Source organism: Caenimonas sedimenti, assembly GCF_007833165.1.
GTDB lineage: Bacteria > Pseudomonadota > Gammaproteobacteria > Burkholderiales > Burkholderiaceae_C > Ramlibacter > Ramlibacter sedimenti.
Window position 1 is genome coordinate 1 of the sequence record NZ_VOBQ01000003.1, and the last position, 14713, is coordinate 14713.

The following is a 14713-nucleotide window of genomic DNA, read 5'->3' on the forward strand; positions in this document are numbered from 1 at the left end:
CGGTGCTGGGGTTCGCCTCCGGGCTCACCGCCAGCCTACGACGTCCGTAGGCTGGGGTGAGCCCGAAGGCGAACCCCAGCGTTCGGCTACGCGCTGAAGAAGCCTTTGAGCTTGTCCGCCCAGCTACCTTCATTCGGCGAGTGCTTCGCCCCGCCCTTCTTCAGCGACTCGTCGAGCTCCTTCAACAGCTTGCGCTGATGCTCGGTGAGCTTGACGGGCGTCTCCACGGCGATGTGGCAATACAGGTCGCCGGGGTAGCTGGAGCGCACGCCCTTGATGCCCTTGCCCCGCAGCCGGAACTGCTTGCCCGCCTGGGTGCCTTCGGGGATGTCGATGGCTGCCTTGCCCTCCAGCGTGGGCACCTCGATCTCGCCGCCGAGCGCCGCGCGGGCGATGCTGATCGGCACCACGCAATGCAGGTCATCGCCGTCCCGCTCGAAGATGTCGTGCTTCTTCAGCCGGATCTCGATGAAGAGGTCACCCGGCGGCCCGCCGTTGGTGCCCGGCTCGCCATTGCCGGCGCTGCGGATGCGCATGCCGTCGTCGATGCCGGCCGGGATCTTCACTTCCAGCGTCTTCTGCTTCTTGATCTTGCCCTGGCCATGGCAGGTGGTGCAGGGCTCGGGAATGATCTTGCCGGTGCCACGGCATTGGGGGCAGGTCTGCTGCACGCTGAAGAAGCCCTGGCGCATCTGCACCACGCCCGCGCCCTGGCAGGTCGCGCAGGTCTTGGCCTGTGTGCCCGGCTTGGCGCCGCTGCCCTTGCAGATCTCGCACTCGTCCCACGAGGGAATGCGGATCTGCGCGTCCTTGCCCTTGGCCGCCTCTTCGAGGTTGATCTCCATGGCATAGGAGAGATCGCTGCCGCGATAGACCTGCCGCCCACCGCGCGCGCCGGCGGCGCCGCGCTGCTGCCCGAAGATGTCGCCGAAGATGTCGCCGAAAGCTTCAGCAAATCCACCGAAGCCTTCCTGCCCCGGCCCGGGTCCGCGCATGTTCGGGTCGACGCCTGCGTGGCCGAACTGGTCGTAGGCCGTCCGCTTCTCCGGCTCGGACAGCATCTCGTAGGCTTCCTTCGCCTCCTTGAAGCGCACTTCCGCATCCTTGGCGCCGCCTTCCCCCTGGTTGCGGTCAGGGTGGTACTTCATCGCCAGCTTGCGATAAGCCTTCTTGATTTCTTCATCCGAGGCGTTCTTGGGAACGCCGAGGACTTCGTAATAGTCGCGTTTGGTGGCCATGTTGTCCGTCATGCACTTGCGAGAACGCCGCGTTGACCTCCGCCGAAGGCGAGAGCGTCGAACGCGGCGACTTGATTCGGCGCTATGCGTCCGACATCAACCCTTCTTGACCTCTTTGACCTCGGCATCCACCACGTTGTCGTCGTTCGCCGGCCTGGCCGACCCGGAAGCAGCTTCCGGGCCCGGGCCCGAGGCCGCGGCTTCCGCCCCGGCCTGCGCCTGCATCCCTTCGTACATCTTCTCCCCCAGCTTCTGGCCGGCGGTCATCAGCGCGTTGGTCTTGGCCTCGATGGCTTCCTTGTCCTCGCCCTTGAGCGCTTCTTCCAGCTCCTTGGCGGCGGCCTCGATCTTGTCCTTCTCGCCGGCTTCCAGCTTGTCGCCGTACTCGGTGAGGCTCTTGCGCATGGAGTGCACCATGGCTTCGCCCTGGTTGCGCGCCTGCACCAGCTCGAGCTTCTTCTTGTCGTCGGCGGCGTTGGCCTCGGCGTCGCGCACCATCTTCTGGATCTCGTCCTCGGTGAGGCCGGAGTTCGCCTTGATGGTGATCTTGTTTTCCTTGCCGGTGCCCTTGTCCTTGGCGCCCACGTGCAGGATGCCGTTGGCGTCGATGTCGAAGCTCACCTCGATCTGCGGCGTGCCGCGCACGGCCGGCGGGATGCCTTCGAGGTTGAACTCGCCCAGCAGCTTGTTGCCGGTCGCGATGTCACGTTCGCCCTGGAACACCTTGATGGTCACGGCCGGCTGGTTGTCGTCGGCGGTCGAGAAGGTCTGCGCGAACTTCGTCGGGATCGTGGTGTTCTTCTTGATCATCTTCGTCATCACGCCGCCCAGGGTTTCGATGCCCAGGGAGAGCGGAGTGACGTCGAGCAGGAGGACGTCCTTGCGGTCGCCGGAGAGCACCTGGCCCTGGATGGCGGCGCCGACGGCCACGGCTTCGTCCGGGTTCACGTCCTTGCGCGGTTCCTTGCCGAAGAACTCCTTGACCTTGTCCTGCACCTTGGGCATGCGCGTCATGCCGCCCACCAGGATGATGTCCTGGATGTCGTTGACGGACACGCCGGCGTCCTTGATGGCGATCTTGCAGGGCTCGATCGTGCGGGCGATCAGCTCCTCGACCAGCGACTCCAGCTTGGCGCGGGTCAGCTTGATGTTCAGGTGCTTCGGGCCGGAGGCATCAGCCGTGACGTACGGCAGGTTGATGTCGGTCTGCGAGTTGCTGGAGAGCTCGATCTTCGCCTTCTCGGCGGCTTCCTTCAGGCGTTGCAGCGCGAGGACGTCCTTGCCCAGGTCGACGCCCTGGTCCTTCTTGAACTCGGCGATGATGTAGTCGATGATGCGCTGGTCGAAGTCCTCTCCGCCCAGGAACGTGTCGCCGTTGGTGGACAGCACCTCGAACTGCTTCTCGCCGTCGACATCGGCGATCTCGATGATCGAGATGTCGAACGTGCCGCCGCCCAGGTCGTACACGGCCAGCTTGCGGTCGCCCTTGCCGTGCTTGTCCAGGCCGAAGGCCAGGGCCGCGGCGGTGGGCTCGTTGATGATGCGCTTGACGTCCAGGCCCGCGATGCGGCCGGCGTCCTTGGTGGCCTGGCGCTGGCTGTCGTTGAAGTACGCGGGCACCGTGATCACGGCTTCCGTGACCTCTTCGCCCAGGTAGTCCTCGGCGGTCTTCTTCATCTTGCGCAGGATGTCGGCGCTCACCTGCTGCGGCGCCATCTTCTTGCCGCGCACTTCCACCCAGGCGTCGCCGTTGTCGGCGGCGGCGATGGTGTAGGGCATCAGGTCGATGTCCTTCTGCACTTCCTTCTCGCTGAACTTGCGGCCGATCAGGCGCTTGATCGCATACAGCGTGTTCTTCGGGTTCGTCACGGCCTGCCGCTTGGCCGAAGCACCCACGAGGACTTCGCCGTCTTCCTGGTAGGCGACGATGGAGGGCGTGGTGCGCGCGCCCTCCGAGTTCTCGATCACCTTGACGTTGTTGCCTTCCATGATGGCAACGCACGAATTGGTGGTGCCGAGGTCAATGCCGATGATCTTTCCCATGATGCTTCTCCTGTGCGTAGGGCCTGGAAGACCCGTTCAAATGTTGTTGATTAATTGTGGATAACTGGCCGGGATTCAAGGCGCATGAACTTCATTTCGGCGCCGTGACCGTCACCAGCGCCGGCCGCAGGATGCGGTCCGCGATGGAATAGCCCTTCTGCAGCACCGACACCACCGTGTTCGGCTCCTGGTCGGCGGGCACCACGGAGATCGCCTGGTGCTGGTGCGGATCGAACTTGGCGCCCGCGCCAGGATTGATCTCGAGAATCTTGTTGCGCTCGAGGGCCGCCTTCAGCTGGCGCAACGTGGCGCTGGCGCCTTCGTGGATCTGCTCCACCGTGGCGTCCTTGTGGGCGAGCCCGGCCTCCAGGCTGTCGATCACCGGCAACAGGCTTTCGGAAAAGCTCTCCAGCGCGAACTTGCGGGCTTTGGCCACTTCCTCTTCGGCCCGACGCCGCGTGTTCTGCATGTCGGCCTGGGCGCGCAGGAACTGGTCGGACAGCTCGGTGTTCTTTGCCTGCAGGGCGACCAGCGCCGCCTGCAGGTCAGGGATGTTGGGCGCCGCGGGCTCCGCGATGGCCTCCGGAGAGGCCGCATCGGCGGGCGGCAGGGTTTCGTTGTCGGATGGAGGGAGCTCGGACATTATTCGGGTTCGGTCTGGTTCGCGGGAATCGGTGGGCAGCTTGGGGCCGCAGAAGACCTTTTCAAGACAAGGACATGCGTTCAGCCTCAAAAAGGCAGGTTGGTCTCGGCGGCCCAGGTCTCCGCCCAGCTGTTGAGCGGCTTCAGCCGCTTCACCAGCTCGCGTCCCGACGCCGACAGCCCGTAGCCCGCCGCGCCCAGCTCGACGAGCTGGGCCTCCCGCAACTCCTTCAGCCGGTCGTTGAGCACGGACGGCGACATGCCGCCCGCGGTCTCCTGCAATGAGCGGAAAGTCTGGTCGCGGCCATCGCGCAGCTCCCACAGCAACCGCAGCGTGCCGCGCCGTCCCAGCAGGTCCAGCAAGGCCATGACGGGGCGTCCGGTGCCGGACCCGCGGACCGGCCGGCCGGGCAGGGGGGTGCGCGAGACCATGGGGCGCGATTGTAGGTGCCCTCCTGTCGCCGGCGTGACGGACGCTTCGGATTCCGTAGCGCATCATGCTGCTTGCTACGGAAACCGAAGCGCAAGGAGCCTCATGACTGATTCGACGCCCCGCATTCCCCCGCTGGAGCCGCCCTTCGCGGGCGACCTGCAGGCCCTGTTGACGAAGATGACGCCGCCGGCGGCGCCGAACATCCTCGCGTTGTTCCGCGTGCTCGCCCGGCATCCGGCGCTGGCCGAACGGATGACGGCCGTCGGCGGTCTGCTGCTCGGCCGCCAGGCACAACTCAGCCTGCGCGACCGAGAGGTCGTCATCGACCGCGTCTGCGCGCGTTGCGGCGCGGAATACGAGTGGGGCGTTCACGTTGCCGCGTTCGCCGCGGCCGCCGGCTTCAGCGCCGGGCAGACCCGCGCGATCGCGGATCCTGCGGTGGACGACGCAGCCCTGACCGAACGTGACCGCCTGCTGGTACAACTGGCCGACGAGCTGCACGACACGAGCACCGTCAGCGATGGCTTGTGGCGCCAGCTCGGCGCCACCTGGTCGGAGGCGCAGTGCATCGAGCTGCTGGTGCTCGCGGGGTGGTACCACGCGATCAGCTACGTCTGCAACGCCGCGCAGGTGCCGCTGGAGCCTTGGGCCGCGCGCTTCGCGGCGTGAGGGATGCTCAGCTCGTCGCGAGCAGCTCGACGTCGAACTTCAGCGTCGCGTTCGGCGGGATCACCCCGCCCGCGCCGCGCGCGCCATACCCGAGCTCCGCGGGGATGACGAGCGTGCGCTTGCCACCGACTCTCATGCCGGCAACGCCTTCGTCCCAGCCGCGAATGACCATGCCGGCGCCGAGCGAGAACTCGAACGGATCGTTGCGGTCGCGGCTGGAATCGAACTTGGCACCTTGCGTGCCGCCGTTGAACAGCCAGCCGGTGTAGTGCACGCGCACGTCCTGCCCGTTGGTCGCTTCGGGGCCGCTGCCGACGACTTCGTCTTCGTATTGCAGGCCGCTGGGGGTGGTGATCATGATTTGTTCCTTGGGCAGTCAGAGCAGGCCGCGGCGGGCCAGGTCGCGCATCAGCGCGGCGGTGCCGTAGCGCCACGGGGGCACGCGATCGGAGGTGTTCACGCGGTTGGCGAGTGTACCGAGGCGCGGCGTCGAAATGGCCACCAGGTCGCCGGGCACGTGCGTGAAACCCTGGCCGGGGCCATGCCGGTCCTTGGTGGGCGCGAACATCGTCCCCAGGAAGAGCATGAAGCCATCCGGATACTGGTGGTTGGCGCCGATGGCCTGGGCGACGAGGTCCAGCGGATCGCGGCTGATCTTCGAGAGGCTGCTGGCGCCGTCCATCTCGAAACCTTCGGGCCCGCGTACCTTCATCCCGAGGTCGATGCGGCGCACGTCATCGATGCCGAAGCCGGCGTCGAACAGGCGGATGAAAGGACCGATCGCGCAGCTGGCGTTGTTGTCCTTGGCCTTGCCGAGAAGCAGCGCGCTGCGGCCTTCGAAGTCGCGCAGGTTGACGTCGTTGCCCAGGCTGGCACCGCACACTTCGCCCCGGCTGTTGACCGCCAGCACGACCTCGGGTTCCGGGTTGTTCCATTCGCTGCCGGGATGGATGCCGACCTCGGCGCCGGTGCCGACCGCGCTCATCGGCTGCGACTTGGTGAAGATCTCGGCGTCCGGGCCGATCCCCACTTCCAGGTACTGCGACCAGAGGCCTTGCTGCAGGAGCACTTCCTTCAGGCGGGCGGCTTCGGGGGAGCCCGGGCGCACGGCCGCCAGGTTGTCACCGATGACGGCGACCACGGCCGCCCGCACCGACTCGGCCTTGGCCGGGTCGCCGCGCGCCTGCTCCTCGATCACGCGCTCGAGCATCGACGCGACGAATGTGACGCCGGCCGCCTTCAACGCCTGCAGGTCACACGGCGCCAGCAACCACGGCAAGGCGGGGTCGCGCGCGTCGAAAGCGCTGTTGGCGAGCACCCGGTGCAAGTCAGCGACGCGCGGACCGGCATGCGCCCGCACGGCGGCGGCCGGATCCGGCAGCTCCAGCAATTCGCTGCTGGTCGGGGCGAGGCCGGAAAGATCGATCAGCGCGTCGCCGTCGGCACGCACGAGGACCGGGCCCTGGCCTTCGACCCAGGCGCGCCCGACGAGCGTGGCCTGGTCGGCGTCGGACGGAAGGGCTGACTTCAGGAATGATTGCATCGCACCACCATGGATCAGTTTTTCTTCTTGGCCTGGCTGGCCACCCAGCGAGCCGCGAAAGCCTGGATTTCGCTCAGGCGCTTGAGGAGGTCCATGCCTGACGCCGTCACGCTGTAGCCATCGCCGTTGTGCTGCAGGAAGCCGGCCTCCCGCAGTTCCTTGATGCGCGTGTTCAGGGTGTTGGGCGTGATGCCGCCGACGCTGTCCTGCAGCAGCCGGAACGTCTGCGGGTGGCCATCGCGCAGCGCCCACAGCACCCGGATGGCATAGCGCGCCTCCAGCAGGCCGAGCAGCTGGTTGGTGGCGGCATTCTCCTTGGAACTCATTGCTCTCCTGGCCCGGGCCCAATGAAAAACAGACCCGGGGGAGCGGAGTGTACGCAGTTCCTGCTACACAAACAATAGCGCCGCGGCGGCGCGGATGCGCGCGTGACGCGCGCGCAACGGACGGGGCAACCCTTACTTCAGATAGACCTTGCGCAGCAGGCGCAAAAGCGTACGCTGTTCCGCCGGGGTCAGGCGGCCGGCCACTTCGGCTTCGAGTTGCGCGGCCGTGCGCTCGGCATCGCGGATCAGTTTCTGCCCGGCCGACGTGAGGTGCAGGCCCATCGCGCGGCCATCGTGCGGGTGCGGCTGGCGCTCGATGAGCTCGCGCTTCTCGAACTGGTTGACCATGCCCACGAGGTTCGGCGGCAGGATGCCGAGCGCCGCGCACAACTGGCGGGAGGTGATGCCGGGGTTGTGCGCGACCAGCGAGAGCACCGAGAAGTCGACCGGCTTCAGCCCATAGGGCGCCATGCGCTCCAGGAACACTTCGATCACCGCCAGGGAGGCCCGGCGCGCGTTGTACCCGAGCAGGCTTTCGAGGAAGCCGGTGTCGACCTGCTCGACGGTGGGTACGGGTTTCGCCATGCGTCGACGGTCAGCGGGCCGGCGCCACGCACGCGAAGCTGGCGGCGAGCTCCTTGTCGCCGCTCTGGTAGCGAGGCACGGCCGGGTAGGGGCACAGCAGGCGGGTGCGGGACGGGCTCCAGTCACCCGGTACTTCCGGATTGGGCACAGCGCTGCCCGCGCCACGCGCGCGTGCCACCATCGCCTGCGGCTGTTCGCCGCGCTCGACCCAGGCGACGAGCGCATCGAGCATGTCGACCTGGTCGGTGGCGGGGCCGCCGCGGCTGTGGTTCATGCCTGGGATCAGGTAGAGCCGAGCATGCTGGTCCGCCTTGGCGCCGTGCGTCGCGCGAAAGGCATCGTGCCAGGCGATGGTGTCGAGCGCGGAGAACACCGGGTCGGCGGTGCCATGGAAGACGATCAGCTTGCCGCCGTACGTGACGAAGTCGCGGAACGTCGGGTCAGGCGGTGTCATGAAGGCCATCGCCGAAGGGTTGAAGCGGCCGTCCGAAGCGACCAGCTTGCCGAGGTCACGCTCGACATTGAATCCCAACGCATAGTCGATCAGCGTATTGCCTTGCCCGGTCACTACGTCGGGCGACGAGGGCGGCGTCGTCATCACGAAGGCGAGCGCGACGGCGTCGCGCGGCCCCACACTGTTCACGAACTTCCACGCGGCCCAGTCGCGGCCGGCCAGGCCGGGGTCCGCCGGCAGGCCGGCATAGATCGCGACACCGTTGGACCGTTTCGGGCCGGCCAGCACGTCGGCCAGCGTCGTCTTCTGGGCTGCGCTGAGGCAGCTGCCGGGAGCCGGCGCGGCACCGCAGGTCGGAACGTCGCGATCCATGCGGAAAGCGGCCTGGCAAGCTTGCAGATCTCCGACGATGCCATCGGCCAGGCCGTCGAGCGCGTCGCAGCGCGCCAGCACGCTGCGCGCCACGAGCCCCATGTCGGCCGGGGTGAACGCCGTGCTCAGGTCAGGCCGGCCGGTGGCGGGGTTGGTGCGCGCGACCTTGGCGAACTGCTGCGCACCCCACACCTGTGCCACGGCGGCGAGCGGCAGCCGGTACCCCGGTGTGCTGGCCAGGATGCCGTGGTATTCGTTCGGCAGGCGCGAGGCCGTGACGAAGCCGTGGCGGCCGCCATTCGAGGTGCCGACCAGGTACGAGGTGTCCGCGTTGCGGCCGTAGTAGCTGCGGATCAGGCCCTTGGCCACGATCGTCACCTCGGCCACCGCGTTGTACCCATAGTCACGGCGCGCCTGCGGGTCCAACCCGAAGGTGGCACCGCCGATGGGCGTGCTGCGATCGAAGGCATGGCCGGCGTCGGAGCTGACGACCGCGAAACCCTTCAGCAGGCCGTTGCTGGCCGGGCCGCCGCCGAGGATGTCGCCATAGGCCGGGGTGATGAAGCCGTCGAGTCCGCCATTGGCCTGGTAGAAGAAGCGGCCGTTCCAGGCCGTCGGCAGCCGCATTTCGAACCCGATGGCATACGGCTTGTCGTCCACGCCCTTCCGTTCCCGGATGAGGCCCTTGACCACGCAATGCTCGGGCATGGGCTGCGCGATGCCGGGCAGCGTGAGCGCGCCTGCGGCAATGCGCTCGGCCGACGTGACCCGTGTGTGGTCCGCCTTGAAGCTGGCGGCGACAGCTTCGCAAGCAAGCGCGGGCGAGCCGGGTCGCGCGCGGCGCGCTTGCGATCCATCCGTGGAGGTTGCACACCCGGCCAACAGCATGGCCGCCCCCGCTGCCGCACCGAGCGGAAGCGCCGACAGGATCTTTCTTTGCATGGTCAGCCGTTCAGGATTCCGCCGTGAACCCGATCTTCTTGACGAGCGGGCCCCAGCGCACGTTCTCTTCCTTCTGGCTCCTGTCCATCTCGGCCGCGGTCGAGCCTTGCGCGACCAGGCCCATCAAGGCCAGCGAGTCGATCACGGTCTTGTCCTTCAGCGCCGCATTGATGGCCGCGTTGGCGTTCGCGATGACGTTGGCCGGGGTCCTGGCGGGCGCGTAGAAGCCGAACCATTCCTCGGTCGTCAAATCGGCGAAGCCTTGTTCGGCGAAGGTGGCGACCTCTGGCGTGAAAGGCGTGCGCTGCGCGCCGGAGGTGGCGAGGATGCGCACTTTGCCGGCCTTGTGGTTCGCCAGCGCGTCGCCCGTGGGCGTCGACGTGGACGCGAGGGTGCCCCCGATCATGTCGGCCACCGCGGGCAATGAACCGCGATAAGGGACGTGTTTCAGGTCGACCCCGTTGTTGATGCCCAGCAGCGCCGCGAGGAAGTGCGGCGTGGAGCCGGCCGCCGGCGAGCCGTAGTTGGCCTGCCCGGGGTTGGCCTTGGCCCATGCGAGATAGTCCTTCACGGTCCGGACGCTGGCTGGCACCAGCGGCCCGACCGTGAGCGCATGGGTCATCACCGCCGCGATCGAAACCGGCACGAGGTCCTTGAACGGGTCGTAGCTCAGGTTCTTGTAGATGTGCGGATAGATGGCCGTGCAGGAGTACGGTGTGAGCAGCAACGTTGACCCGTCCGCCGGCGCCGCCTTGACGACCTCGCAGGCGATGCGTCCGCCGGCGCCGGGCTTGTTTTCCACCACCGCCGCGTTCTTCGCGTAGGCCGTGCCGCCGATCTTGTCGCCGACCCGCCGGCTCGTGGCATCCGCGGTGCCCCCCGCGGGGAAGCCGTTGATGATCTTCACGGCGTCCAGCGCCTGCGCGAAGGTGGTGTGCGGGAAGGCGCCGAGCGCCGCGAAGGATGCGGCGGACTGGACGAACTGGCGGCGGGTGGTCATGGGCGGAAGATCCTTGTAGTGGGGCGGGAACGATCAGGACTCTGCGGTGAAGCCGATCTGCTTGATCAGGCGGCGCCATTCGTCGGCATCCGAGCGGAGCAGGTCGCCCAGCTTTTGCGGGCTGGACGACTCGACCTCCATGCCGACAGCCGCCATGCTTTCGATCAGATCCTTTTGCGCGAGTGCGGGCTGCAGGTAGGCAGCGGCGCGGCGCACGACGTCGGGGGACGCCTTGCCGGGCAGGAACACGCCATACCATTCCCGCACCGTGATGGGATAGCCCTGCTGGCGATACGTGGGGACATCCGGCACGAACGGGCTGCGGTTCTGGCCGGAGATGGCGAGCAAGCGCAGGCGGCCGCTCTTCAGGTAGGGCAGGTAGTCGCCGATGGGTGAGGACATGGACGAGATCTGGCCGCCCAGCAGATCCTGGATGCCCGGCGCCGAACCGCGATAGGGGACGTGCTTCAGGTCCGAGCCGGTCAGCTTGTTCAGCAGGGCGACGATCAGGTGCGGCATGGAGCCGGCGCCGGGCGAGCCGTAGTTGCCCTTGCCCGGGTTGTCCTTGGACCAGTTGAGGAAGTCCTTGATGGTCCTGACGCTGGCGGGAACCGCCGGGCCGACGCCGAATGCGTGGTTGAAGTAGCAGGCCAGCGACACCGGCTGCACGTCTTCCAGCGGCTTGTAGGGCAGGGTCTTGTAGACGAACGGGTAGATCGACAGCATCGACGAAGGCGTCAGCAGCATCGCGCTGCCGTCAGGCGGGCTGGCGACGAGCGTCGACACGCCGATCTGGCCGCCGGCGCCCGGCTTGTTCTCGACCACCACGTTGTTCGCGTAGTTGCCGCGCAGCTTGTCGGCAATGCGGCGCGAGATGGCGTCGCTGGTCCCGCCGGGCGGGAAGCCGCAGATGATCTTCGCCAGGTCGAGGCTCTGGCCGAAGGCGGGGAGGTGCCCGGCGCCAGCTGCCAGGGCGGCGAGCGCGGCGGAACGTTGGGCGAATGCGCGGCGGGTGGTCGACATCAGGCGTCTCCTTCGTTGGTGAAATGAAAGTGGTTCAGCGCGGCGCCATGCGCAGCGCGCCGTCGAGGCGGATCACCTCACCATTCAGGTGGGTGTTGGTCACGAAGTGGCAGGCGAGCTGGGCGAACTCTTCGGGCTTGCCCAGGCGCGACGGGAACGGGATCGAGGCGGCGAGCGATTGCTGCACCGGCTCGGGCAACTGGCGCATCAGCGGGGTGGAGAAGAGCCCCGGCGCGATCGTGCACACGCGGATGCCGTGCTGCGCGAGGTCGCGCGCCATCGGGAGGGTCATGCCGACCAGCCCGCCCTTGGAGGCGCTGTAAGCCTGCTGGCCGACTTGTCCATCGAACGCGGCGACCGAGGCGGTGAACAGGATGGCCCCGCGCTCGCCGTCTTCCAGCGGGTCCAGCTTGGCACAGGCCGCCGCGAAAAGCCGAGTGGCGTTGTAGGTGCCGATCAGGTTGACGTTGATCACCTTCGCGAAATCTTCCAGCGGCGCGGCGTTGCCGTCCTTGCCGACGACGCGTTTGGCGCCGCCGATGCCGGCGATGTTCATGAGGATGCGGGCCGGGCCGTGGGCGGCAGCCGCTTGCTCCAGCGCTGCCGCGATGCTGTCGGTGTTCGTGATGTCGCACTTGCATGCGACGCCGTTGATCTGCGCGGCGACCTTCTGCGCGAGTTCAAGGTTCACGTCGAGCACCGCGACCTTGGCGCCCAGTTTCGCGAGTTCGCGCGCGGTGGCCTCACCGAGACCGGAGGCGCCACCTGTGACCAGCGCGGCTTGTCCCGAGATGTTCATGCGTTCTGTTCCTTGGGGGTCAGCGTGAAAGCGAGGCGGCCGTCGTGGAAGTCCTGCACCAGCGCGTCGCGTTCCTTCAGCACGGCGCGCTGATTGATGGAGCCTTTGTCCGTGACTTCGCCCTTGTCGATGGAGGGCGGCTGGTGCAGAAGATGCAGTCGGGCCACGCGATTGGCGCTGCCTGTGCCGCTGGCCGCCAGTCCGTCGACCACCTGCTGGAAGTGCGCCTGGACTGGCGGGCTTTCGAGCACATCTTTCCAGCTGGCGTCGCCAGGCAGCTTGGCCAGCCGGCGCACTTCCGCCGTGGGAAAGAGAAGCGCACCGACTTCCTTGCGGTTGATCCCGGTGATGACGGCGTCCTGCACGTACGGCGCGCCGGCGGCGATGATCTTCGCACGCAGCGGCCCCACGCTCACGAAGGTGCCCGTGGCCAGCTTGAAATCCTCCGCGATCCGGCCGTCGAACTTCAGTCCGAGGTGCGGGTTGTTTTCGTCGATCCAGAGCACGGCGTCGCCGGTGCTGAAGAAACCCTCGTCATCAAAGCACTCGGCCGTCGCTTCCGGGTTGCGCCAGTAGCCGGGCGTGATGTTCGGGCCCTTGTAGCGGACCTCGGTCTTGCCGTCTGTGGGGACGAGCTTCAGTTCCACCCCTGGCGTCGGCAGGCCGAGGTAGCCGGATCTGACATCGGGGTTGGTGATGAAGATCGCGAAGGGCGACGACTCGGTCATTCCCAACCCGGTGCCCATGACGATGCGTTCGCCGATCTCGGCTTCCTGCACTTCGTGCAGCGTGTCCCATACCGGCTGCGCGAGGGCCGCGCCGGCATAGAAGAACATGCGGACGCGCGACAGCAGATTCTTGCGCAGCACCTCATCGGCCTTCATGGCGTTGGCGATCGCCTCGAAGCCGGTCGGCACGTTGAAATAGATCGTGGGCGCGATCTCGCGCAGGTTGCGCAGCGTCTCACCCATCAGCGCGGGCGTGGGCTTGCCGTCGTCGATGTACAGCGTGCCCCCGTTGTAGATGGTCAGGCCGAAGTTGTGGTTGCCGCCGAAGGTGTGGTTCCATGGCAACCAGTCCACCAGGACGGGCTGCTCCTCGGCCAGCACGGGCATGGACTGCCGCATCTGCTGCTGGTTGGCGCACCACATGCCGTGGGTATTCACCACGGCCTTGGGAAGTTTGGTGGAGCCGGAGGTGAAGAGGAACTTGGTGATGGTGTCCGGGCCGGTGGCCGCCATCGCGGCATCGACTGCCGGCGTCGGGTCGGCCGTGGGCGGCGAGCCATAGATGACTTCGGTGTCCTTGCCCACCGTGGCCGCGACGGCTTTGCCGTAGCGTTTCTCGTCGCTGGCGAAGACCAGTCCAGGCGTGAGCGTGGCCAGGACGTGGCGCAGCTTCTCGTAGTCCTGGCTGACGGTGGAATAGGCCGGTGAGACCGGGCAGTATGGAACACCCGCGATCAGGCAGCCCAGCACCAGCAATGCGTGCTCGAGATCGTTCTCGCTGAGGATCGCCACGGGCCGCTCGGCGGAGAGCCCGCGGTCGAGCATGGCCTGGGCGATGCGGCGCCCGGTGGCCACCGCTTCACGGTAGGTGACATGGCGCCAGTCGCCGGCCTGGCCGCTGGCATCGCGCTGCCTGCGTGCCATGAAAGTGCGGTCCGGCTGGGCGTCGGCCCAATGCAGCAGGCGGTCCGTGATGCGCTTGGCGTAGGGTTGCAATTCCTGCTCGGCGCGCAGGTAGCGCACGCCGCCGGGCGCATCGTGGAGCACGGCCCGCGTCACCCCGAACTTCAGGGGGCGGTAACGCACGGCGGACGAAATCTCGGCACCCATGCGATCAGCCCTTCTGGACCTTGTTGGCCTTGCCGTCGAGGAAAGCGCGGACGCGTTCCTTGGCTTCCGGTGCGCTCTGGGCGATGGCGGCCATCAGCGCTTCAGTCAGGAAGCCCTGGTCGGCCGGCTGCTCCGCGATGCGGGGCAACGCATGCATGAGCGCGTAGTTGGTCAGCGGCGCGTTCTGCGCCACGCGTTCGGCGAGTTCGATGGCCTTGGTCGTGGCCTGGCCTGGAGGAACCAGGTATTGCGCGAAGCCAGCCTTCTCGCCGTCGGCGGCGTTGTAGACCCGGCCGGTCAGCATCATGTCCGTCATCCGCGCCGTGCCGATCAACCGGGGGATGCGCACCGCGCCGCCACCGCCGACGAAGATGCCGCGCGAGCCTTCGGGCAAGGCATAGAACGCCGTCTCGTCCGCCACGCGGATATGGCAGCACGCCGCCAGTTCGAGGCCGCCGCCGACCACCGCACCATGCAAGGCGGCGATCACGGGCACCGGGCCGTACTGCACTTCCTCCAGCGCGGCATGCCACATGCGAGAGTGCAGCATGCCGGCACCGGCATCGCGATCTTTCAGTTCCGAGAGGTCCAGCCCGGCACAGAAATGGTCCCCTTCGCCGTCGAGCACCGCCGCGCGAACACCATCGGGCAGGGACTGGAACGCATCCCGGATCTCGAGCACCAGGCTGTCGCTCAGCGCGTTACGCTTGGCGGGCCGGCTGAGGCGGATGATGGCGATGGGGCCGCGGATCTCGATGAGCAGGTCTTGGGTCATGTGGATTTGCGAAGTGGGCTGATTATTGTTA

General features: G+C 67.3%; 15 protein-coding genes. 1 reads left to right on the forward strand and 14 read right to left on the reverse strand.

Annotation, left to right across the window (positions count from 1 at the left end; all coding sequences use genetic code 11):
• Positions 1 to 86: 86 nt before the first annotated feature.
• The 4 genes from dnaJ to FN976_RS03175 all read right to left on the reverse strand — a co-directional run bounded on the left by dnaJ (position 87) and on the right by FN976_RS03175 (position 4355).
• A complete protein-coding gene (dnaJ, locus tag FN976_RS03160) occupies positions 87 to 1238 on the reverse strand; it encodes a molecular chaperone DnaJ (RefSeq protein ID WP_145890915.1) in 1152 nt (383 codons plus the stop codon).
• A gap of 96 nt (positions 1239 to 1334) precedes the next feature.
• On the reverse strand, positions 1335 to 3281 hold the full coding sequence (dnaK, locus tag FN976_RS03165; protein ID WP_145890917.1) for a molecular chaperone DnaK: 1947 nt from the start codon (positions 3279 to 3281) through the stop codon (positions 1335 to 1337).
• Between the two features lie 91 nt (positions 3282 to 3372).
• Entirely contained in the window at positions 3373 to 3924 is a 552-nt protein-coding gene (gene grpE / locus FN976_RS03170) for a nucleotide exchange factor GrpE (protein WP_145890919.1), read from the reverse strand.
• A gap of 86 nt (positions 3925 to 4010) precedes the next feature.
• Positions 4011 to 4355 (reverse strand): winged helix-turn-helix transcriptional regulator, encoded by a 345-nt coding sequence (locus FN976_RS03175; protein ID WP_145890921.1) that lies wholly within the window; start codon positions 4353 to 4355, stop codon positions 4011 to 4013.
• A 103-nt stretch (positions 4356 to 4458) separates the two neighbouring features.
• Here FN976_RS03175 and FN976_RS03180 point away from each other — a divergent pair, with 103 nt between their 5' ends.
• On the forward strand, positions 4459 to 5025 hold the full coding sequence (locus tag FN976_RS03180; RefSeq protein ID WP_145890922.1) for a carboxymuconolactone decarboxylase family protein: 567 nt from the start codon (positions 4459 to 4461) through the stop codon (positions 5023 to 5025).
• 7 nt (positions 5026 to 5032) lie between these two features.
• Here the strand turns inward: FN976_RS03180 and FN976_RS03185 are convergent, their stop codons facing one another.
• The 10 genes from FN976_RS03185 to FN976_RS03230 form a co-directional block, all read right to left on the reverse strand.
• On the reverse strand, positions 5033 to 5383 hold the full coding sequence (locus tag FN976_RS03185) for an FKBP-type peptidyl-prolyl cis-trans isomerase (RefSeq protein ID WP_145890923.1): 351 nt from the start codon (positions 5381 to 5383) through the stop codon (positions 5033 to 5035).
• Between the two features lie 18 nt (positions 5384 to 5401).
• Positions 5402 to 6568: a fumarylacetoacetate hydrolase family protein gene (locus FN976_RS03190; RefSeq protein ID WP_145890924.1), complete on the reverse strand. Its 1167-nt coding sequence runs from the start codon at positions 6566 to 6568 to the stop codon at positions 5402 to 5404.
• Positions 6569 to 6582: 14 nt separating this feature from the next.
• On the reverse strand, positions 6583 to 6894 hold the full coding sequence (locus FN976_RS03195) for a winged helix-turn-helix transcriptional regulator (protein WP_145890925.1): 312 nt from the start codon (positions 6892 to 6894) through the stop codon (positions 6583 to 6585).
• Between the two features lie 132 nt (positions 6895 to 7026).
• Complete coding sequence (locus FN976_RS03200; protein WP_145890926.1) at positions 7027 to 7479, reverse strand: MarR family winged helix-turn-helix transcriptional regulator; 453 nt, start codon at positions 7477 to 7479, stop codon at positions 7027 to 7029.
• Positions 7480 to 7489: 10 nt separating this feature from the next.
• Complete coding sequence (locus tag FN976_RS03205; protein WP_145890928.1) at positions 7490 to 9247, reverse strand: tannase/feruloyl esterase family alpha/beta hydrolase; 1758 nt, start codon at positions 9245 to 9247, stop codon at positions 7490 to 7492.
• Between the two features lie 10 nt (positions 9248 to 9257).
• A complete protein-coding gene (locus FN976_RS03210) occupies positions 9258 to 10247 on the reverse strand; it encodes a Bug family tripartite tricarboxylate transporter substrate binding protein (RefSeq protein ID WP_145890930.1) in 990 nt (329 codons plus the stop codon).
• A gap of 33 nt (positions 10248 to 10280) precedes the next feature.
• A complete protein-coding gene (locus tag FN976_RS03215; RefSeq protein WP_145890932.1) occupies positions 10281 to 11270 on the reverse strand; it encodes a Bug family tripartite tricarboxylate transporter substrate binding protein in 990 nt (329 codons plus the stop codon).
• Between the two features lie 34 nt (positions 11271 to 11304).
• Positions 11305 to 12069: an SDR family NAD(P)-dependent oxidoreductase gene (locus FN976_RS03220; RefSeq protein WP_145890934.1), complete on the reverse strand. Its 765-nt coding sequence runs from the start codon at positions 12067 to 12069 to the stop codon at positions 11305 to 11307.
• Positions 12066 to 13907: a feruloyl-CoA synthase gene (locus FN976_RS03225; protein ID WP_145890936.1), complete on the reverse strand. Its 1842-nt coding sequence runs from the start codon at positions 13905 to 13907 to the stop codon at positions 12066 to 12068. Before FN976_RS03225 ends, FN976_RS03220 begins: the two co-directional genes overlap by 4 nt.
• Before the next feature lie 4 nt (positions 13908 to 13911).
• Positions 13912 to 14682 (reverse strand): crotonase/enoyl-CoA hydratase family protein, encoded by a 771-nt coding sequence (locus FN976_RS03230; protein WP_145890938.1) that lies wholly within the window; start codon positions 14680 to 14682, stop codon positions 13912 to 13914.
• Positions 14683 to 14713: the final 31 nt, after the last annotated feature.